The 19,773-nt window shown below is 55.7% G+C and carries 17 protein-coding genes and 1 pseudogene; 7 read left to right on the forward strand and 11 right to left on the reverse strand.

Annotation, left to right across the window (positions count from 1 at the left end; genetic code table 11):
- Positions 1-14 precede the first annotated feature (14 nt).
- A complete protein-coding gene (gene xdhA, locus AC2FEE_RS13280; protein WP_496865804.1) occupies positions 15-1,478 on the reverse strand; it encodes a xanthine dehydrogenase small subunit in 1,464 nt (487 codons plus the stop codon).
- Positions 1,479-1,634: 156 nt separating this feature from the next.
- Here xdhA and AC2FEE_RS13285 point away from each other — a divergent pair, with 156 nt between their 5' ends.
- Positions 1,635-2,543 carry a LysR family transcriptional regulator gene (locus tag AC2FEE_RS13285; RefSeq protein WP_496865805.1) on the forward strand — a complete coding sequence of 303 codons (909 nt, stop codon included), beginning with the start codon at positions 1,635-1,637 and terminating at the stop codon, positions 2,541-2,543.
- A 59-nt stretch (positions 2,544-2,602) separates the two neighbouring features.
- Here AC2FEE_RS13285 and AC2FEE_RS13290 read toward each other — a convergent pair whose 3' ends face one another.
- Entirely contained in the window at positions 2,603-3,835 is a 1,233-nt protein-coding gene (locus AC2FEE_RS13290; protein ID WP_496865806.1) for a urate hydroxylase PuuD, read from the reverse strand.
- Positions 3,836-3,936: 101 nt separating this feature from the next.
- Here AC2FEE_RS13290 and AC2FEE_RS13295 point away from each other — a divergent pair, with 101 nt between their 5' ends.
- Entirely contained in the window at positions 3,937-4,857 is a 921-nt protein-coding gene (locus AC2FEE_RS13295) for a LysR family transcriptional regulator (RefSeq protein WP_496865807.1), read from the forward strand.
- Between the two features lie 5 nt (positions 4,858-4,862).
- On the opposite strand, the gene uraH is transcribed toward AC2FEE_RS13295, so the two are convergent.
- Positions 4,863-5,216, reverse strand: a complete 354-nt coding sequence (uraH, locus tag AC2FEE_RS13300) for a hydroxyisourate hydrolase (protein WP_496865808.1) — start codon at positions 5,214-5,216, stop codon at positions 4,863-4,865.
- A gap of 147 nt (positions 5,217-5,363) precedes the next feature.
- Here uraH and puuE point away from each other — a divergent pair, with 147 nt between their 5' ends.
- Genes puuE through AC2FEE_RS13315 form a run of 3 tightly spaced genes read left to right on the forward strand, consistent with a single transcriptional unit; the run spans position 5,364 to position 8,737 of the window.
- Complete coding sequence (gene puuE / locus AC2FEE_RS13305; protein WP_496865809.1) at positions 5,364-6,776, forward strand: allantoinase PuuE; 1,413 nt, start codon at positions 5,364-5,366, stop codon at positions 6,774-6,776.
- Complete coding sequence (locus AC2FEE_RS13310) at positions 6,773-7,258, forward strand: ureidoglycolate lyase (RefSeq protein ID WP_496865810.1); 486 nt, start codon at positions 6,773-6,775, stop codon at positions 7,256-7,258. Before puuE ends, AC2FEE_RS13310 begins: the two co-directional genes overlap by 4 nt.
- Positions 7,259-7,312: 54 nt before the next feature.
- The gene (locus tag AC2FEE_RS13315; RefSeq protein ID WP_496865811.1) at positions 7,313-8,737 is read left to right on the forward strand and encodes a uracil-xanthine permease family protein; all 1,425 of its coding nucleotides are present in this window, start codon (positions 7,313-7,315) and stop codon (positions 8,735-8,737) included.
- A 141-nt stretch (positions 8,738-8,878) separates the two neighbouring features.
- Here AC2FEE_RS13315 and AC2FEE_RS13320 read toward each other — a convergent pair whose 3' ends face one another.
- The 6 genes and pseudogenes from AC2FEE_RS13320 to bhcA all read right to left on the reverse strand — a co-directional run bounded on the left by AC2FEE_RS13320 (position 8,879) and on the right by bhcA (position 14,392).
- Complete coding sequence (locus AC2FEE_RS13320; RefSeq protein ID WP_496865812.1) at positions 8,879-9,175, reverse strand: phosphate acyltransferase; 297 nt, start codon at positions 9,173-9,175, stop codon at positions 8,879-8,881.
- A gap of 89 nt (positions 9,176-9,264) precedes the next feature.
- Positions 9,265-9,672: pseudogene (locus tag AC2FEE_RS13325) on the reverse strand (NADP-dependent malic enzyme); the annotation flags it as partial.
- Between the two features lie 274 nt (positions 9,673-9,946).
- A complete protein-coding gene (bhcD, locus tag AC2FEE_RS13330) occupies positions 9,947-10,912 on the reverse strand; it encodes an iminosuccinate reductase BhcD (protein ID WP_496865813.1) in 966 nt (321 codons plus the stop codon).
- A gap of 115 nt (positions 10,913-11,027) precedes the next feature.
- Positions 11,028-12,191: a 3-hydroxy-D-aspartate aldolase BhcC gene (gene bhcC / locus AC2FEE_RS13335; protein WP_496865814.1), complete on the reverse strand. Its 1,164-nt coding sequence runs from the start codon at positions 12,189-12,191 to the stop codon at positions 11,028-11,030.
- Positions 12,192-12,233: 42 nt separating this feature from the next.
- A complete protein-coding gene (gene bhcB, locus AC2FEE_RS13340) occupies positions 12,234-13,202 on the reverse strand; it encodes a beta-hydroxyaspartate dehydratase BhcB (protein ID WP_496865815.1) in 969 nt (322 codons plus the stop codon).
- Positions 13,202-14,392, reverse strand: a complete 1,191-nt coding sequence (gene bhcA / locus AC2FEE_RS13345) for an L-aspartate--glyoxylate aminotransferase BhcA (RefSeq protein WP_496865816.1) — start codon at positions 14,390-14,392, stop codon at positions 13,202-13,204. The genes bhcB and bhcA overlap by 1 nt, the downstream gene beginning before the upstream one ends.
- Before the next feature lie 169 nt (positions 14,393-14,561).
- On the opposite strand from bhcA, the gene bhcR reads away from it, so the two are divergent.
- Entirely contained in the window at positions 14,562-15,410 is an 849-nt protein-coding gene (gene bhcR, locus AC2FEE_RS13350) for an HTH-type transcriptional regulator BhcR (protein WP_496865817.1), read from the forward strand.
- Here the strand turns inward: bhcR and AC2FEE_RS13355 are convergent.
- The gene (locus AC2FEE_RS13355) at positions 15,391-16,260 is read right to left on the reverse strand and encodes a bifunctional allantoicase/(S)-ureidoglycine aminohydrolase (RefSeq protein WP_496865818.1); all 870 of its coding nucleotides are present in this window, start codon (positions 16,258-16,260) and stop codon (positions 15,391-15,393) included. The two genes, bhcR and AC2FEE_RS13355, sit on opposite strands and share 20 nt — an antisense overlap.
- An 870-nt stretch (positions 16,261-17,130) precedes the next feature.
- Here AC2FEE_RS13355 and AC2FEE_RS13360 point away from each other — a divergent pair.
- Entirely contained in the window at positions 17,131-18,162 is a 1,032-nt protein-coding gene (locus AC2FEE_RS13360; protein WP_496865819.1) for a hypothetical protein, read from the forward strand.
- Here the strand turns inward: AC2FEE_RS13360 and AC2FEE_RS13365 are convergent.
- Positions 18,137-19,690, reverse strand: a complete 1,554-nt coding sequence (locus AC2FEE_RS13365; RefSeq protein ID WP_496865820.1) for a winged helix-turn-helix domain-containing tetratricopeptide repeat protein — start codon at positions 19,688-19,690, stop codon at positions 18,137-18,139. The two genes, AC2FEE_RS13360 and AC2FEE_RS13365, sit on opposite strands and share 26 nt — an antisense overlap.
- Positions 19,691-19,773: the final 83 nt, after the last annotated feature.

Raw genomic sequence — 19,773 nt, forward strand, 5'->3', positions numbered from 1 at the left:
TTTTTGTCTCCTTATCAGGCGCAAGCCAGTTGAACGGGGGTGTCGGTTTGGGCGTCGTTTTCAAGGAAGAATCGGCGCAGTAGGTTTTGGGCGGATAGCATTCTGTAGTCAGACGATGCGCGCCAATCGGTGAGAGGGCTGAAATCCTCAGCCAGCGCTACGGCGGCGGCTTCAAAGCTTTCGCGCGCCCAGGGTTGACCGTTCAGCGCCGCTTCGGCAGCGGCAGCACGCTTGGGTGTGGCGGCCATGCCGCCGAAAGCGATACGCGCATTGCTGATGGTGCCATCTGTAACCGTCATGTGGATGCCAGCCGCCACGGACGAGATATCCTCGTCGCGACGCTTGGAAATCTTGTAGGCCGCGTTCAGATCGTTCGGTCCAGGAAGGGGTACACGGATGCTTGCGACAAACTCATCGGGTTGGCGGTCTTGCTTTCCGTAGTCGATGAAGAATTCAGCGAGAGGCAGCGTCCGGCTTTCGGAACCGCGCCGCAGCGTGATTTCTGCGCCAAGCGCGATCAGAACCGGAGGTGTGTCCCCGATCGGGGAGCCATTGGCGATGTTGCCGCCGACGGTTCCCATATTCCGCACCTGCCACCCTGCGATGCGATCCCAGTAGGAGGACAGGTGTGGCAGGTGTTCAGACAGAAGTTCCTGGCAATCGGTGTAGCTGGCGCCAGCACCGATCAGGAGGAGAGAACCCTGTCTTTCGACTGTTTTCAGGCCTTCGAGATGACCGGTGAAGATGGCAGGCCCGATGTTACGCAGGAATTTAGTGACCCAAAGGCCCACATCTGTCGCCCCCGCCACGATTGTTGCTTTGGGGTAGGTCTGCAGACACGCAGCAAGATCATCAACGCTGGACGGGAGAATGCTCAAGTTGTCTTCGGGCCCGGACACAACGCGCCGCCCGTCTTTGAGGGCGGCCAAGCGTGCGGTCATGGTTTCACGTTCGGTGTTCAGGTGGTCGGAGGCAGGCGTGCCATAGCGGCTGACTGCAACCGCAGCGCGGATAATTGGTTCATACCCGGTGCAGCGGCACAGGTTGCCTTGCAATGCGGTTTCGACCTGCGTCTCGGTCGGCTCAGGCGTTTGCATCCAAAGCGCATAAAGCGCCATGACGAAACCCGGCGTGCAGAACCCGCACTGGCTGCCATGATGCTCGATCATCGCCTGCTGAACCGGGTGCAGACGACCGTCAGGGCCGGACAGGTGTTCAACCGTCACGACATGACAGCCATCGACCGAAGCAAGAAACCGGATGCAGGCATTCACGGGAACATAGGCCAGACCGTCGCGTCCCAGCCGTCCGACAAGTACGGTGCATGCGCCACAGTCTCCTTCGGCGCAGCCCTCTTTGGTGCCAGTCAGCCGACGCTCCAACCGCAGGAAATCCAGCAGCGTCTGGTCTGCGGATACGTTTGGAACGGACACATCCTTGCCATTGAGGACAAATTGGATGTCGGTGCGATGCGTCATGATATTCTCCCTCTGACCCTGCCTTTCAGGTGGGTGGTTGGGGAAAGCATAAAGTTAACGATTGAGTCTTAAAATCGCCAGAAACGGCAAATACTTTCAACATATCGTTGAAAAAGAAAATGCCATGACGCAGTCTTTCCATATCGGGAGGATCCAATGTCGTACATCGAAAGCCTGCGAGTTTTTGTCAGAGTGATGGAGCTGGGCAGCATCACGTCCGGCGGGCGTGACCTGCGGTTGACCCCTGCCGTGGCCAGCAAACGGTTGAAAGAGCTTGAGAACCATTTGGGTGTGCGGCTGTTCAACAGAACAACCCGGTCTATGACGCCAACCGAGGTCGGATCGGTATTTTACGACGAGGCCAAGGCCGTTTTGTTGGCGATTGATCACGCCGAGGCGCGTGTCGCCAGCTTTTCAGACGCCCCCCGAGGTGCCATTCGCATCACCGCGCCGCTGGGTGTCGGGCGCAGAATAGTGGCGCCGCTTGTGCCGGAATTCTCGGATCGCTACCCGGAAACAGAGATTCGCATGCGCCTGTCCGACCGCAAGGTGGACATATTGGCCGACGGTTTGGACATCGCGTTTTTTATCGGTGAACCGGGCGATTCCACCATGAAACTGCGAAAATTTGCGGATTGTGATCGCGTTCTTTGTGCATCGCCGGAATACCTGTTGAGTTTTGGCGTGCCCAAGACGCCGGATGACCTGTTGCACATGCCCCACAATTGCCTGTTGTTGCGGTACCCCAGATCACCTGAATACTACTGGACGCTCAACACCGACATGGGGCCGCGCAAGCTGGAAGTCCGCGGCAAATACGATGCGGATGATGGTGACGTGCTGACCGACTGGGCCTTAGCCGGTAAGGGAATCGTCAACAAACCGCGCTTTGACGTGCGGGAGTATCTCGAGGATGGGCGATTGGTCGAGGTCCTGCCAAAGTCGCCCCCGGTGCCGACGATTTTCGGGTGCCTTTACCCGCATAAAAAGCTTCAGGACCCTAAGGTGCGCCTGTTCGTCGAACACATCGCGCAGCACAGTAAACGCTTTTTCGTGCCGGGCTGAGAAACAAAAAACTGGGCCTGAAAGCCCAGCTTGCCTGTCACCGCTTTTGTCTGCTGGCGTTATTGATCCCTGACCTCATTTACCCATGCGACGATTGTCTGACGCGCTTCTTCGTCCATCTGAACCGCCGATGGCGGTGGCATTGCATGGCTGATCCCGGCCTGCAGATAGATCTGGTCGGCCTGTCGAGCAACGTCACCGGGCGTTTCAAGGTAAACCTTCTTCGGGGCCCATTTCATAGTGCCATAAACCGGCTCGCGCGCATGGCACATTGAACAGTTGCCCAGCACAGTATCGTAGGCTTCTTCGAAACCGGCGGCGGACGCGTATTTCTGTTCATAGGGCGTCAGCTCGCGCGCTTCGGCGTCTTCCCATGTCTCGGTGGGTCTTACCGAAGACAACCATGCGATCACGATCATAAGCAGGACCGTGACAGCCCAGGTCCAGTGCGGGCCTTTTCCGGTTGAGTGCATCGTGTTGAAGTAATGCCGGATGGTCACGCCTGTCAGGAAGATCAGGCTGGCGATGATCCACGAATACTGGGTGCCGAAGGCCAGTGGGTAGTGGTTCGACAGCATCAGGAACACGACCGGCAGGGTCAGATAGTTGTTATGCGTGGAACGCACCTTGGCTATCTTGCCGTATTTCGCGTCAGGCGTCCGACCGGCCTTGAGGTCTTCGACCACGATCCGCTGGTTCGGCATGATCTGAAAGAACACGTTGGCGGTCATGATCGTCGCGGTGAACGCACCAAGATGCAAAAGTGCAGCACGACCGGTGAATATCTGGTTGTAGCCCCATGACATGATCACAAGGATCACGAACAACAGCAGCATCAGTACGGTCGGGTGATCGCTTAGCTTCGATTTGCACATCTGATCGTAAAGCAGCCAACCTATGGTCAGTGAGCCGCCAGAGATCAGGATACCCTGCCACAGGGCGAGGTCCACTTTGGTTGGATCGAGCAGGAACAACTCGCCTCCGACCCAGTAGATGATCATCAGCAAAGCCGCGCCCGAAAGCCATGTCGTGTAGCTTTGCCATTTGTGCCAGGTCAGATGTTCAGGCATCCGTGCAGGTGCAACCAGGTATTTGACGGTGTGATAGAAACCGCCCCCGTGCACCTCCCATTCTTCGCCGTAGGCCCCTTCTGGCAGGGCAGGGTTCGGCTTCAGCATGAGATCGAGTGCGATAAAATAGAACGACGCACCAATCCACGCCATCGCGGTGATCACATGCAGCCAGCGGACAGAAAAGGCGATCCACTCCCACATTACGGCCAAGTCGTACATGGCTTTGCTCCTAAGATTCTAAGTTCCCGGGCACTCTATGCGATAGAGTTTTCCTCTGGTATTGCTACGAAAGACCAAGCAGTATCAAAAAATGCAAAAAAATGTCCTACTTTGATAACATCCGCACTTTTGTCCGTGTCTACGAATTGGGCAGCATGTCTGCCGCAGGCCGCGATTTGCGCGTCTCGCCTGCGGTCACGTCTGCGAGAATTTCCCAGCTGGAAGAACACCTTGGCGTAAGATTGTTTCAACGCACCACGCGCAGTCTTGCCCCGACAGAACAGGGGAAATCCTTCTATCGCGGTGCGACAGATATTCTTGAAGCTGTCCAGAATGCTGAAGCCCAAATCGTCAATATCACTGAGAATCTGAAGGGTTCATTATATGTTGCCGCGCCTTTAGGGGTTGGCCGACGTTTGATAGCCCCGCAAGTGCCAAAATTCCTTGCAGAGTACCCTGAAGTGAATGTTCGATTGCGCCTGACAGATCGAAAGGTCGACCTGACGACCGAAGGTCTCGATCTTGCCTTTTTTCTAGGCCAACCCGAAGACAGCAACTTGCGAATTCGCAAGATTGCCGATGTCGAAAGGGTTCTTTGTGCATCCCCCAAATACATAAAAAGACGTGGAATGCCTGAAAGCGGAGACGACATTATCGCCGATGCGCACGAATGTTTAAGTCTGCGCTTTCCAGGTGCGACAGAGTTTCAATGGCTTCTAAAAACTCAATCGGGACCCAAGCGATTTCGCGTTTCCGGGCGTTATGAGTCGGACGATGGCGACGTCCTAACGGACTGGGCGCTTGCTGGTCATGGCATTGCGATGAAACCAATATTTGAGATTGCTCAGCATCTGAAAGCCGGAACTTTGGTTCCGGTGGCAAAGGAAACGCCACCCGAACCGATTCAGATGGCATGTTTATTTACGCACCGCCGAATGCAGGACCCCAAAACGCGCCTCTTTATGGAGTTCATAATCGAGCGCATAGGATCAACGATTGCGACGACTAATACGTCTTCTTAGGTTGCTTAGCTGCCCCGATATGTCGAGAATCCGAAAGGCGACAGAAGCAACGGGACATGGTAATGCGAGTGTTCTGACATCCCGAAACGGATTGGGATCACGTCCAAGAAACGCGGAGTCTCGGGCGGCGTGCCCGAGGAATCGAGGTATTCTCCGGCATAAAAAACCAATTCGTATTCGCCTGTTGAAAACTCAGCCGAGGGCAAAATCTGCTCATCGGTGCGGCCATCATCATTTGTGACCAGAGTTTTCAGCAATATGCGGTCCGCGTCGTCAATTCGGAACAACTCGATTTTCAAACCCTCGGCAGGGCACCCTCGAGCCGTATCCAGTACGTGCGTTGTAAGATAACCGGTCATTTGCACTTCTCCTCAATCTTGGGTGTTACTATTCCGATTACTTCGCGAGAAGCAAAGGTAGTCTGCCCGAAGGCTCCTTCGCATTCTTTTTGAAAAACATCTCCGATTATTCGGGTTATTCATCACCTCAAGAAGAAGGAAAGTGATGTGACGCGTTATCCAAGAGACATGACCGGCTATGGTGGCCAAGTGCCAGCGGCGAACTGGCCAAACGGGGCGAAGATCGCGGTTCAGATCGTACTGAACTACGAAGAAGGCGGCGAAAACAATATCTTGCACGGCGATGCCGCCTCCGAGGCGTTCTTGTCCGAAGTCACGAGTGCCGCTCCATGGCCGGGGCAACGGCATTGGAACATGGAATCCATCTACGAATACGGCAGCCGGGCCGGATTCTGGCGGGTGCATCAACTTTTACAGGACGTACCCGTCACCGTGTACGGCGTCGCCACCGCCCTGGCGCGCGCGCCACAACAAGTGGCGGCGATGAGGCGCGCCGGATGGGAAATCGCAAGCCATGGTCTGAAATGGATTGAGCACAAAGACATGAGCGCCGAAGAAGAGCGTGCCCAGATCCGTGAAGCGATCCGCCTTCACACCGAAGTGACGGGCCAGTCGCCGCGTGGCTGGTATACGGGGCGCTGCTCGATGAACACTGTCGATCTGGCCGCCGAGGAGGGCGACTTTGCCTACATCGCGGACAGCTATGCCGACGATTTGCCCTATTGGACAAAGGCCGGTGGCAAGGATCAATTGATCATGCCCTATACACTGGATTGCAACGACATGCGTTTTGCGATTCAGGCGGGGTTCACCAATGGCGATCAGTTCGAAAGCTATCTGAAGGACAGCTTCGATATGTTGTATGCCGAGGGCGAAGCCGGAGCGCCGAAGATGCTATCAATCGGTCTGCACTGCCGGTTGATTGGCCGTCCGGGCCGCGCGGTGGCACTGAAACGCGCGCTTGAGCATTTCATGAAACACGACGGCGTCTGGTTCGCAACGCGCGAGCAGATTGCTGATCACTGGGCAAAGGAACACCCGCCGATGCAACGTCTCACTCCGTCGGAAATGGACCAGCCTACCTTTGTTGCCGAATTCGGCGGAATATTCGAACACAGCCCGTGGATTGCCGAAGGCGCGTATGATCTGGAGCTTGGGCCAACCCACGATAATGCTGCCGGTGTTCACAACGCGTTGGCACGTGTTTTCCGCACGGCTTCTGCTGAACAACGCCTCGGCGTCCTGACCGCCCACCCGGATCTGGCAGGTAAGCTTGCCGCGGCTGGTCGCCTGACAAAAGAAAGCACCGCTGAACAGGCCGGGGCCGGTCTGGATTTGCTGACAGATGAAGAACGCGCAACGTTTACCGCGTTGAACGAGACTTACACATCCAAATTCGGATTCCCTTTCATCATCGCGGTCAAGGACAACACGAAAGCTAGTATTCTGGAAGCTTTTCACCGCCGTATCGACAGCGACCGTGATACCGAATTTGCAGAGGCTTGCCGCCAAGTCGAACGGATCGCCGAGCTGCGCCTGATTGAGAAGTTCGGGGCATGACGGTCGCTTTGAAGCTGCGGCCATTGACGCCCCAGGCCTTTGCGCCGTTTGGTGATGTCATCGAAGTTGCCGGTGACGTGGACAAATACATCAATCAGGGCAAATGCGCGCGGTATCACGACCGCGCCCTGCTGGATTTCAATGATGGCCGCGCGGGCATCAGCGTGTTTCAATCCGAAGCGTTCAACCTGCCGATCAAACTGGAAATGGTCGAACGTCACCCCGATGGCAGTCAGGCGTTTCTGCCATTCTCGGACAAGCCCTTTGTTGTGGTCGTGGCCCCTGACGAAGACGGGACGCCGGGACAGCCCCTTGCGTTCATAACGACGCCGGGGCAAGGCGTGAACTACCACCGCAATACGTGGCATGGGGTGCTGACCCCACTCCACGCGCCCGGTCTATTTGCGGTGGTCGACCGAATTGGAACCGGGCCCAACCTTGAAGAACACTGGTTCAAGGAGCCCTTCACAATCACGGAATGAGAAGCGTTGCCGGAAGAGGAGCCGGCCAACGTGTCTTTAGGGAGGAAAGACAAAATGTCAGATGCATCCATCGGAACGCCGGAACAGCTCCGCGATCCGAATTACTCACCGCCACTTATAAAAGCGGTACCACTGGGAATTCAGCACGTGCTTGCGATGTTCGTATCCAACGTCACGCCAGCCATTATCGTCTGCGGCGCGGCCGGGTTTGGGTTCGGTTCGAATAGCCCAGACTTTCCACAAATGATCTACATGATCCAGATGTCGATGTTCTTTGCAGGCGTAGCAACTTTGTTCCAATCCATTGGCGTTGGCCCGGTTGGTGCCCGGTTGCCGATTGTTCAGGGAACGTCGTTTGCCTTCATCCCAATCATGATCCCACTGGTGGTCGGAAAGGGTGTAGATGCCATCGCCGTCTTGATGGGCGGCGTGGTCGTCGGCGGTCTGTTCCATGCTTTCCTTGGGCTGTTCATTGGCCGTCTTCGATTTGCGCTTCCACCCTTGGTCACGGGCCTTGTGGTGACCATGATCGGTTTGGCGCTTGTAAAGGTTGGGGTTCAGTATGCCGCCGGTGGAGTGCCTGCCATTGGCACCGAGGAATATGGTTCGGGCCTTAATTGGTTCATGGCTGGCACCGTAATCGTGGTGACGCTCGGACTGAAGTTTTTTACGCGAGGTATGCTTTCCGTGTCAGCGGTTTTGATTGGCTTGTTGGTCGGTTACGCAGTGGCATTTGTACTTGGCCAGGTAAACTTGGGTAATGTTGGTAGCGCCGCACCGTTCGCTCTGCCGAACCCACTGCATTTCGGTCTCGAATTCTCGGCGGCGGCAATCATCGGGTTCTGTGCGATGTCCTTTGTTTCGGCCGTTGAAACGGTAGGGGACGTGTCCGGCATCACCAAAGGCGGCGCCGGACGTGAGGCAACCGACAAGGAGATTCAGGGCGCAACCTATGCCGATGGTATCGGCACCGCGATTTCAGGTTTCTTTGGTGCATTGCCGAACACCTCGTTCAGTCAGAATGTCGGTTTGATTGCTATGACAGGGGTCATGAGCCGTATGGTGGTCACCATCGGGGCTCTTTTCCTGATTGTATGCGGGCTTATTCCCAAAATTGGTGCGATTATCTCGTCGATCCCGATCGAAGTTCTGGGCGGCGGTGTGATCGTGATGTTCGGCATGGTGGTCGCGGCGGGTGTTTCGATGCTGTCGGACGTGAACTGGAACCGGCGCAATATGGTGATCTTTGCGATTTCTCTGAGCCTTGGTTTGGGTTTGCAGCTGGAGCCAGGCGCGCTTCAGTATCTGCCCGGCACACTCAAGGTTCTGGCCACTTCGGGTATCCTGCCGGCTGCGGTCATCGCAATTATACTGAACTTGGTTCTTCCCGAAGAGCTTTCGGACGAAGCGACCGAAGAAGTTTCAGGCGGTATGGCGGGCCACGGTCTGGGGTCAATTGGCCATGACGATCACGTCTGATGAGGTGAAGTTGACGCTCTGAGCGTCACTGCAACAAAAAAGCGGCGCGCCAGGTCTCGCCGCTTTTTTGTCGGGATACCCAACCGCCGAGGCAAGGCTACCAGCCTGACCGATGAGTTCGAAACTGGTCAGGCCATTGTTCTAGCCGAGGGTCGGCACGTCCGTGCCCGCAAACGCTGCAGTATTGACCAATCCACGCGGTGTTACGCCTAGCGCGACAATGTGGGCGCGATTTTTCATCCCCAATAGGATCGGGCCAAGCTCAAGACCTTCTGGTGAGATTTTCAAGAGGTTGTGGGCAGCCCCTGTCGAATCCGTATTGGCATATACCAGAACAATTGCGCGCCCGGTCAAGCAATTGCCCGGCAACAACCTCTCGCGCCGTTCCTGATCGAGCGCCGCATCCGTGTGCATTTCGCCTTTGTAGGCTTTGCCCAATTCCGCAGAAACGGTTTAGCGGGCCAAAGTTGGAATCGCATCGACGCAGGCCAGTTCCAACGCATCGTTGCGCTCCTTGCCTCTGCAATCAACGCTCTTTGAAAGATGAAGGGAAAACACAGTACATTGTTGACCTGATTGGGAAAATCCGAGCGGCCTGTTGCGATCGCGGTGTCGGGCGACGCTGCCCGCGCCTCTTCCGGCATGATTTTCGCGATTTCTTTGAAACAGACCCAAACCGTTACGCACGGTCATGTTCTCCAGAGAAACACTTGTATTATCAGCCCCGTAAGGGTCGCGACACCGGCCGCACCCGCGCCAAGCGTAACAATCCGAATGTCTTCTGGCCTATTTCCAGCAATGCGCTAAGCATGCCGAGCAGCGGCGGCAACTACGATTGCGGTGCCGTGCCGGGCGTCGTGAAACACCGGTATGCGCATACGCTCATGGCAGAGCCGTTCCACGGTGAAGCAATCTGGCGCCTTGATGTCTTCCAGCTTAGGCAACGCTTGATACTCCTGCGCAGCTTATCGTCAGGAAGCCATTTCAGCCTTGTCCAAAGCCATGCCAGATTCCACTTGTCGTAGTTGTTTTGTGGAGACGCCGGACCGGTTGTCACAGAGGACAATTGTGAAACACTCAAGCCGTATCATTCCACCAATGTCGAATGGCGGAAATGGCAAGGTGGTTCGGGGCTTCAGGTATTCGCCAGACTGGGATTCACAAAGCGAGGGCAGCCTGTCAGCAAAGACAGGCTGTACCCGGGTATCTTTAGAAATCGACCTCGATCGCGATCCCTTTCTGAACGGCGAGATCGACCACTGACGCCGCGACGGCAAGGTCCTGAAGACCTACCCCGGTACCATCGAACAGTGTGATCTGATCATCGGATGTCCGACCAGGATTTGTGCCGTTGATGACCGCACCAAGTTGGGCAACGTCGCTTTCTTCGATCAGACCTTGGGCAACGGCGTGCTGTGCTTCACCGATGGTGACGGATTGCGCGACCTCGTCCGTGAAGACCTTCGCTTTGGCCAGCAGCGCCGCTTCCACTTCTTGTTTGCCCTTTGTGTCCGTTCCCATGCATGCAACGTGAGTTCCTGGGCTGACATGATTTGCCATCAGCGACGGAGCAAATGCCGAGGTGATTGAGATGATCACATCCGCCTCTGTCATGCCGTCCAGCTTGACGGCTTCAAAGGGAACACCGGCTTCGTTGGCGACTTTTTCGATATTCGGCAGCATCTCGGGGTGGTAGTTCCAGCCAATGACCTTTTCAAAAACGCGCTGTTCAAGCGCCGCGCGAAGCTGAAACGCGGCCTGGTGGCCGGCGCCGATCATGCCGATAACCTTGGCGTTTGGGCGGGCAAGGTGTTTGATCGATACTGAAGACGCCGCCGCGGTTCGCAGGGCTGTCAGTAGATTGCCGCCGACCATCGCCGAAGGTTTGCCAGTGTCGGGATCAAAAAGAAAAACGGTGGACTGGTGGTTAATAATCCCGTTTTTTTCCAGGTTGTTCGGCCAATAGCCACCCGCCTTAAGGCCAAGCGTTAGCCCCGCGCGGTCAAACCCGCCCTTGAACCCATAAAGTGCATCTTCATGCCCGATGGCCTCGCGTACGACGGGAAAGTTATAGGCGTCACCCGACGCCATGGCAGCAAAGACCTGTTCCACGGCATTAAAGGCCGCTGCACGGGTCATAAGGTCTGCGATTTCTCGCTCGGGTACGATCAACATGTCTTTCTCCGTTCAGAATTCGTGCGCCCGCGTGCTTTTCCCGAAGGGAGGGAGTGCACACGGGCGGCTATCCGGCTACGTCCGAGCCGGACTTTCCTGTTTTAAAAAGGCTGGCTCAATAAGCCCGACCGCGGGCGGACACGGGCCAAACGCATTCAACCTTGCCGTTCCGGACGCCAACATACCAATCGTGCACGTTTGCGGTCGGGTCGCAGTGGCCGGGAACCAGCCTGAGCTTTTCGTTGACGTTCAGCACCCCGTTTGGATCCATCACAACCCCATGCTCGTCCGAGCATTTGATGTATTCGACATCGTCGCGCCCGAAGACAACCGGCAGGCCGCTGTCAACCGACTGGGCTTTGAGACCTGCATCGACGATGGCCTTGTCGGCTTTGGCATGGCTCATGACGCTGGTCAGAATGAAGAACGCGTTTTCCCACTCACCCCGGTCGATGCGGTTGCCGTCCTTGTCGAGGATGCGGCCATAGTCGGCATCCATGAACGCGTAGGACCCGCACTGTAGTTCGTTATAGACGCCCGAGTTGGACTCGAAATAGTAGGAACCGGTGCCACCGCCCGAAACCAGATCGCATTCAATGCCTTCGGCCCTAAGGCCCTCAACGGCGTCCTTTACCATCGCGATTGCGGTATCGAGTTTCTCCTTGCGGGCCTCATAGCTGTCGAGGTGCTGCATCGCGCCCTGATAGGCCTGAATACCGCTGAATTTCAGGTTTTCAGCAGCTTCGACCGCTTTTGCGATTTCGATCACTTCGGGCGTCGTGGTTACGCCGCAACGTCCGGCGCCGCAGTCGATTTCGACGAAAACCTCGAGCTGTGTCCCGTGATCCACAGCCGCGCCCGAAAGATCCGCGACATTGTCCAGATCATCAACACATACGATGATGCGGCTGCCCAGTTTTGGCAGACTGGCAAGCCGGTCGATCTTGGCTGGGTCTCGCACCTGGTTCGACACCAAGACATCTTTGATGCCGCCGCGAACGAACACTTCAGCCTCAGAGACTTTCTGACAGCAAACACCGACGGCACCGCCGATTTTCTCCTGCAGCTTGGCCACGTCTACCGACTTGTGCATTTTCCCGTGCACGCGGTGACGCATGCCATGCGCTTTGGCATAATCGCCCATCTTCTTGATGTTGCGCTCAAGCGCGTCGAGATCCAATATCAGGCTGGGGGTCTGGATATCTGCTTCATCCATTCCGGGCTTGGCCGGAATGTCATAGCCTACTTCGAATTGGTCGAGATTGGTCATATCTTTCATTTCCGTCTTCCTATGTCGGGATTGATGTCTGTTGGGTTGCGGTCAGGCATTCAGCCAAGGCAGCTTGTCCAGATCGACATTGCCCCCGGTGATGATCAGTCCGACACGCTTACCTTTGAAAGCGTCCGGGTTTTTTAGGATCGTGGCCAGCGGAACGGCCGAGGATGGCTCCATTACGATCCGCAGGTGTTTCCACGTCAACTTCATCGCATCGATAATCTCTTGTTCCGATGCGGTGTAGATTTCGGTGACGTGATTTGACACGAAATGCCAGGTGAGGTCTTTCAGCGGAACCAGCAGACCGTCGGCAATCGTCTTTGGCGCGTCATCCGCGATGATGTGACCAGCTTTGAAGCTGCGATAGGCGTCGTCGGCCTGTTCTGGCTCTGCCGCTATGATCTGGGTTTCCGGGGCTAAAGTGGACAGAGTCAGACACGTGCCGGACACCATGCCACCACCACCGATGGGCGCAACCACCGCATCCAGGCCGTCAGTCTGTTCGATGAACTCCCGTGAACAGGTGCCTTGCCCGGCGATTACACGCGGATCGTTGTAGGGATGAACAAAATCCCCCCCCGTGGCCGCCTGAACCTCGGCAAATGTCGCTTCGCGAGATGAAGTTGATGGCTCACATTCAGTGATCTTCCCCCCATAGCGACGAACCGTGTCCTTCTTCGCCTGCGGTGCCGTACGCGGCATCACCACGTTGCAGGGAATACCCCGTTTCATCGCCGCATAGGACAGGCAGGAGGCGTGGTTGCCCGAGGAATGGGTCGCAACGCCCTTTTTCGCCTGCTCCTCATCCAGCCCGAACACCGCATTTGTGGCACCTCGTACCTTGAACGCGCCCGGTTCCTGAAAGTTCTCGCATTTGAAGAACAGCTGTGCCCCGGTCAGTTCGTTCAGGTAGTCCGAAGTGCGGACCGGGGTGCGGCGGACATAGGGTTTGATCCGGTCGTGCGCCGCAAGCATGTCCTCATAAGTCGGGATGTACATGTTGCAATCCTTCATCATGCAGCGTCCTTCTGAACGGCAGCAGGGTGACCTCGATAGTATTCTTGTGCAGCTGCCACGCCCGAGCCCAGTTCGATGTTCAGGCCCAGATCAGCCATGCACATCTCCGCAGTGGCGATCCCGGACAAGGCCATGACATCCGTCAGGCTGCCCAGGTGTCCGATACGGAATACCTTGCCGGCAACTTCACCAAGGCCAACGCCAAAGGCGACACCGTATTTGTCGGCAGCATGGGTAACGATATCCGTCGCGTTGAACCCGTTCGGAGTTCGGATTGCGCTTACGGTGTCAGAATACACTGACGGGTTTGCTGCACACAGCTCCAGCCCCCAGGCACCCACGGCGGCGCGAACGCCTTCGGCGATACGGCGATGCCGGGCAAAGACGTTTTCCAGGCCTTCAGCCAGCAGCATGTCGCAAGCTTGGTTGAGGCCATTCATCAAGCCAACGGCGGGCGTGTAGGGATAGGCATTGTTGGCATAGCCCTTGGCCATGTCATGCACATCAAAGAAAGTGCGGGGCAGGGTGCCGGTCTTGGTCGCTTCCATCGCCTTCTGACTAAAGCCAACGATGGCAAGGCCCGCTGTCAGCATGAATCCTTTTTGCGAACCCGTGACGGCGACGTCGACGCCCCATTCGTCAAAACGGAAGTCCATGGACGCGATCGACGATACGCCATCGACGAACAGCATGGCCGGGTGCCCGGCGGCATTCAGTGCCTTGCGCACGGCGGCAATATCCGATTTCACACCGGTTGCCGTTTCGTTATGCGTGGCGAGAACGACCTTGATTTCGTGGTTCGTGTCAGCGATCAGAATCTCTTCGTAGCGATCAGCAGGCAGACCTTCGCCCCAAGGCGTTTCGACGATCTCGACATTCAGCCCGTGACGCTGACACATGTCGATCCAGCGGTGGCTGAACATGCCGTTGCGGGCCGCCAGAACCTTGTCACCCGCTGACAGGGTATTGGTCAAAGCCGTCTCCCAACCACCGGTCCCGGTTGAGGGGAAAATGAAGACCTCGGCGCTGTCACTTTTCAGAATTTTACGTACACCTTTGCGCGCAGGATGCAGAATCTGCCCGAACAGCGGCGAGCGATGGTCGATCGTCGGCATATCGCACGCCTTGCGCAGGCTTTCAGGGATGTTGGTCGGGCCCGGGATAAAAACGGGATTTTGAAAGCTCATGGATGGTCTCCTTCCGTCGTTGCTGACACAATAAGACCAAGCGCTTCAGTACGAAATTTTTTTGAAAACGCATTTCAAAACACAACGATGGAAATTTAGTTTATAGTTGTCAGTGCCTTATATTTTTCATATGGTGAATTGGCCTTTCACAAATGATTAGAGGGTTTTTATGGATTCTCAAGATAATGACCCGAAACCCCGCCGCAAATCCCGGGGAAGACCACGGGGGTGGGATGACAAAACCGCTCAGAACACAATCAAATCTCTGGATCGGGCGATGGAGGTTTTCGAATACCTGAGCGAGGCGCAGGGCAAAGCGTTGACCACGCTGTCCGACGAAATGCGCCAATCCCCGGCGACCGTGTACCGTATCCTGGTGACGTTAGAGGGCAGGGGGCTTGTCGAATTCGATCACGACGAACAGGTCTGGCATATCGGCCCCCGTGCGTTTGTCATTGGTTCACGCTTTCTGCGCCGTACCAGTCTTGTCGACCGGGCCAGACCGATCATGCGCAAGCTGATGGAAGTAACGGGTGAGACCGCCAATCTGGGTGTCGAGAAAGAAGGTTCTGTGCTTTTCTTGAGTCAGGTGGAAACGCATGCCACCATTCGAGCGTTCTTTCCGCCCGGGACGCTGTCGCCGATGCACGCGTCGGGGATCGGGAAAGCGCTGCTGGCGCACATGGATGAAGACAGGCTGGATCGGCTGTTGGCCACGGTTAATCTGCAGGCCTTCACAAACCAGTCAATTACCAACCCGCAGGCGTTGAAAGATGACCTTGCAACCGTCAGAGCGTTGGGCTTCTCAGTGGACAACGAAGAGAAGAACGCCGGTATGCGGTGCATTGCAGCGCCAGTCTTCGACATCAATCGCGAGGCGGTTGCCGGGATTTCGGTGTCCGGACCGACCAGCCGGGTCAGTGAAAGTGAGGTTGAAAGGCTAAGCCGCCCCGTCATGGAGGCGGCTCATCAGTTAACGCTGGCAATCGGTGGAACCGTTACTCTGCCGCAGACCTGAGGCGTTGGTTTTGTGAATAGGTGGCAGGCCCAGGTCGCAGCGCCATGTGCCGGTTCACATCCTTGTAGAGCAGGTAGCGAAATCTGCCCGGACCACCTGCATAACAGGCCTGAGGGCAGAATGCGCGCAGCCACATGTAATCGCCGGCTTCGACTTCGACCCAATCACTGTTCAGCCGGTAGACGGCCTTTCCTTCCAGAACATATAGACCATGTTCCATAACATGGGTTTCAAGGAAGGGGATGACGGCGCCTGGCTCGAAGGTCACCACCGTGACATGCATGTCATGGCGTAGGTCACTTGGGTCGACAAATCGCGTCGTGGCCCATTTGCCATCGGTCCCGGGCATTGGGGTCGGCGCGATGTCGTTTTCGTTGAGGATCAGAACATCGGGCTTGTCCAGCCCATCTACAGCTTCGTAAGCCTTTCGAATCCAATGGAACCGCAGTGTCTCATCTGCCTGATTGTGCAGGGTCCATTCACTAGCGGGCGGCAGATAGGCATAGCCACCTTGTGTCAGCTCGTGCGTCTGGCCTTCTACACTTAGCGTCGCGGTTCCTTCGACGACAAATAGCACACCTTCGGCCTCGGTGTCGGTCTCGGGCCGGTTAGAGCCGCCACCGGGCTGCACCTCCATGATGTATTGCGAAAAGGTTTCGGCAAAGCCGCTTAATGGTCGTGAAATAACCCACAAACGGGTGTGGTCCCAAAACGGAAGGAAACTGGTCACAATGTCCCGCATTGTCCCTTTCGGAATCACAGCATAAGCGTCCGTAAAAACGGCGCGATCTGTCAATAACTGGTCTTGTCCGGGATGCCCGCCATGTGGCGCGAAGTACTTGTTGTTCATGTATGCTCCTGACGAAAAACCTTGTCCGTTAACATATGCTTCGGTTGAAGGGTTTGGACCAGTCGTAAGGAAACAACAGCTCCATCTGGAAAAATTTGATAATCTCACGAATTTTTCGGCGACCGTGGTGATGCTGGCAAGCCGATCAGGAAATCCCGGGAAGCTGTTGAACCCCCAGAGCCAGCACCTCTTCGCTTGCCACGGTTGCATTTTCCGGATCAGTCGCTGGATTGGATAGCTTGCCTCTTTCAGGCAATACTTGAAAAGAGGTTGGTGATGCCCTTGATTTCGTTCCGGACATCAGTTGGGTAGCTGTGCCGCATACTTTGCTGAACTATTAAGACGGAAAAATGCTGTGTTCAGATGGCCAGCTTCGCAAACTGTTTGAATGGGTAAATTCCGAGCCCGAACGGCCTTTGCGGATTATCTGTGCAACTTCGATGCCGTTCTACGTGACGGATGCAGAAACAAAGAAATTGCGTCAGAGCATAACTGTTATCCATTCGCCAGGAATGATTGCGACCATGTCTCTGGCGACGTGCTTGGTCGGCAACCAGTGGTGAATACCTAACACCCGGCGGTTCAAAGATGCATGATCGACGGAAATACCGCGTCCTGTGGAAAAATGTGTGCCATTGAATAAGATTGCCACTACCCGCCTCGTTCGAAATCCGAAACGCATTTAACAAAGTTGCGCCCCCTCAGGCAGACAGGGTTAAAAATCTGCGACAAAGCCACCAGAGATTGTTTTCTGATAATTTTGAAGGACCCAAGTGAGCCAAAAAGTTCGTTTTCGGAAACGTTGACCAGTAACTTAGTGTGATCAAACATCGAACTAGAATAGCAACCTGACTGGGCGAGGATGGGAAATTGACAAGTTTATTCATAATCGCCTTGGCTGTTACCGTTCTGAATACTATGCCAATTTGGCTGGCTGAACTGGCTGTTAAATGCGGAATTTCCGACGTAACGGTAGGCTTGTTGGCAAGCATCGTCTTATTATCATCTGCGGCGGGATGCGCGATTGGAGCCGACACACGATATAGAGCATTGCCTCGTGCCGCTGGGATTGTTGCGTTCTGCGGTATTGCTGGTGCTGCGATGGTGCAGACTATTCCGAAGACGGTTTTGTTTGCCGGGGCAAGCAGTACCGGTCTGTCGTTAGGCATTGTTTTAGCTCTGCCCCTGTCGCGCAGTTTCGCGGAGAAAAAGATTCTGCGAATGATGGGCAATGGAATGGCGATCGGCTGTACCGCTTCCTTCGTTCTGCTGGTTGGTACCCAAATACTCGAGTTATCATTGCTGCCCTTTTTGGCCCTTCTCGCGGCGATGCAGGTAGCCCTGCTGTTTAGGAACATGCCTGTACCAAGCAAGCGCAGTATCAGGCAATTCAACTTGAAAAAGGACGCCATCTTGCTGCCGTTCTTTGTTTGTATGGGCGCCTATTGGGCATTTCTCGAAGTGTTCTCGGTTGAGCTAAACCTTGGCAGCCTCAGCGCCTGGTTAGCCGGAAGCCTGTTGCTGTCCGGTTTGGGTTCCTACCTTGCTGGCCTCATGCCCAACCGGCTGAGACTGCATGCCGGGATAATTGGTCTGCTACTCGCCGCCTTTGCCGGCGGGCTTACCTATTTATCTAAAACCGAGCTGTTGATTGGCGCCACTATCCTGATCAACGCATTCGGCCTGTTCCTGTTTTTTCCGCTGTACCTTGATCGGACAGACGCCCCGGCGGCGGGTATGGCACGTTACCTTCTGGGGTTTGCATTGGGTGGCGTAACCGGGAGCGTTGCAATCGCAGTAGGGGGCTATCCGACGTTGGCCGCCGCCGTTGCAGCCTCAGGTTTGATCGCCGTGCCCGCAATGAGGCGTCTGCGGTCTAATTCGGGTATTCCGGAATTCTGAGCCCGGCCTTTCGCCATCCTCGGACAGCCATCTCTCCGCGTTCCGGAGTTATTCCGGTCAAAGCCAGTTCTTCGTAGACGACGTCCTCAAAGATCGGAAACATCTCTCGCATGACTTCGACTGATGCTTGTGCTTTTTCAGTGTTGCCCAATTCGCCATGAAGCCAAGCAAGATGCGCCTGGTACCAAAAGAAGTCGGGCATGGGAACTTTTTCGATCTCCACCAGCGCCGCCTCGATGAAACCCTGAGATGCATAGAGCCAGCACCGCGCGTAGTGGTACCATCCGGGATGGACCGGGCTTAGTTCAATAGCCCTATCCAGAAATTCGACGGCGCGATCATATTCACCTAAAAACAGATAGCAGGACCCGATCTCGGCCAAAACATCGCAATGGCCGGAATTCAGCGCGAGCGCCCGTTCGGCGGCGGCCCTAAATCCGGCAATGTCCTTTTGATAGAAGATGGTCAGTGCCAGTGTCATTTGGGCAAAGGCATTCAGCCCGTCGCATTCCACCGCCTTGCGCGCGGCTTCTGCTGAGAGCGCCAGGGCATCTACATCTGGGCGCTGGTTGACGTGATAGCGATACTCTTCCAGTAACAGCATGGCATAGGCCGCCCATCCATCTGATGATTGGGGATCAGTTTCGAGCGCGACCTTTAACCTGTCCCGAATGTCTGCATGTATGGAATGATCGTAAGACCTGTAATACTCGTAAAACTGCGCAACGAGAAAATAAGTATCCCAGGAATGCGTCCGTCCGTCGGGTAGGGATCGAACGACCTGTTTCGCCACAAGGCCGTGGCGACTACCGAGGCGCCCGGCGATCAAAGCGGCAATGTCTTCCTGAATATCAAACAGTTCCTCAGGTCCGCCCCCGCGATCGAATTGTTCGGTGGCGACCAGCCTGCCGTTGCGGGCTTCGGTCACTTGCACGGTCACCCGCAGCTGGCTTTCAGACCTTCGGATGCTGCCTTCGACGACATGGGTGACCGCATATATGTCGGACATCTCAGCGTTTGAAACCTTATCCTCAGCCAGCTGGGCGGTTGTGCGATGTGACAACAGGGTGAGTTCGCGAAACCGGGACAGGTTGGTGATCGTATCTTCGGTCAACCCTTCGGCCAGAAACCCATCGTTGAAATTCGTGCCCAAGCTTCTGAACGGAAGAACCGCAAGAACGATTCCGTCCGGCGCTGGTGTGATTTGTGTGTCGGTCGCGGCGGTGTCTATTTCAGCAACAAAGCGGAAGCCTTTCCCATGCACTGTCCGGATTGTGTGCTGATCCCGCCCCGTGTCTCCAACCGCCTGGCGGGCTTCTTTCATCGCAGTGGACAATGTGGCGTCAGTGATAAACCGGCCCTGCCACACCTGGTCCACCAGCTCGTCTTTCAGTACCACCCGGTCCCGGTTTGCAATGAGGTATTCCAGAATTTGCAGGGTCTGCGGTGTCAGACTGTTACAGGTCTCCCCACGCGATATCTGAAAGAGATCGGTATCAATCGTACAATCATTGAACGCGTATTTCATGTCCCGGAACCGATCATGTTTGAAGCAATTCTCGCTTGAAACAAGCCTAACCCTCATACTTTCTCAGGAAAAGCTCAGATGCG

Source organism: Ruegeria sp. YTSC199 (genome assembly GCF_059609725.1).

Excerpts from the sequence above, each read along its gene's own strand:
- bhcC (WP_496865814.1), bottom strand. The coding sequence starts at position 12,191 with ATGAAAGATATGACCAATCTCGACCAATTCGAAGTAGGCTATGACATT.
- bhcB (WP_496865815.1), bottom strand. The coding sequence starts at position 13,202 with ATGAAGGATTGCAACATGTACATCCCGACTTATGAGGACATGCTTGCG.
- AC2FEE_RS13310 (WP_496865810.1), top strand. The coding sequence starts at position 6,773 with ATGACGGTCGCTTTGAAGCTGCGGCCATTGACGCCCCAGGCCTTTGCG.
- AC2FEE_RS13295 (WP_496865807.1), top strand. The coding sequence starts at position 3,937 with ATGTCCTACTTTGATAACATCCGCACTTTTGTCCGTGTCTACGAATTG.
- AC2FEE_RS13285 (WP_496865805.1), top strand. The coding sequence starts at position 1,635 with ATGTCGTACATCGAAAGCCTGCGAGTTTTTGTCAGAGTGATGGAGCTG.
- AC2FEE_RS13290 (WP_496865806.1), bottom strand. The coding sequence starts at position 3,835 with ATGTACGACTTGGCCGTAATGTGGGAGTGGATCGCCTTTTCTGTCCGC.
- bhcR (WP_496865817.1), top strand. The coding sequence starts at position 14,562 with ATGGATTCTCAAGATAATGACCCGAAACCCCGCCGCAAATCCCGGGGA.
- AC2FEE_RS13365 (WP_496865820.1), bottom strand. The coding sequence starts at position 19,690 with ATGAAATACGCGTTCAATGATTGTACGATTGATACCGATCTCTTTCAG.
- AC2FEE_RS13355 (WP_496865818.1), bottom strand. The coding sequence starts at position 16,260 with ATGAACAACAAGTACTTCGCGCCACATGGCGGGCATCCCGGACAAGAC.
- AC2FEE_RS13315 (WP_496865811.1), top strand. The coding sequence starts at position 7,313 with ATGTCAGATGCATCCATCGGAACGCCGGAACAGCTCCGCGATCCGAAT.
- uraH (WP_496865808.1), bottom strand. The coding sequence starts at position 5,216 with ATGACCGGTTATCTTACAACGCACGTACTGGATACGGCTCGAGGGTGC.
- bhcA (WP_496865816.1), bottom strand. The coding sequence starts at position 14,392 with ATGAGCTTTCAAAATCCCGTTTTTATCCCGGGCCCGACCAACATCCCT.
- xdhA (WP_496865804.1), bottom strand. The coding sequence starts at position 1,478 with ATGACGCATCGCACCGACATCCAATTTGTCCTCAATGGCAAGGATGTG.
- bhcD (WP_496865813.1), bottom strand. The coding sequence starts at position 10,912 with ATGTTGATCGTACCCGAGCGAGAAATCGCAGACCTTATGACCCGTGCA.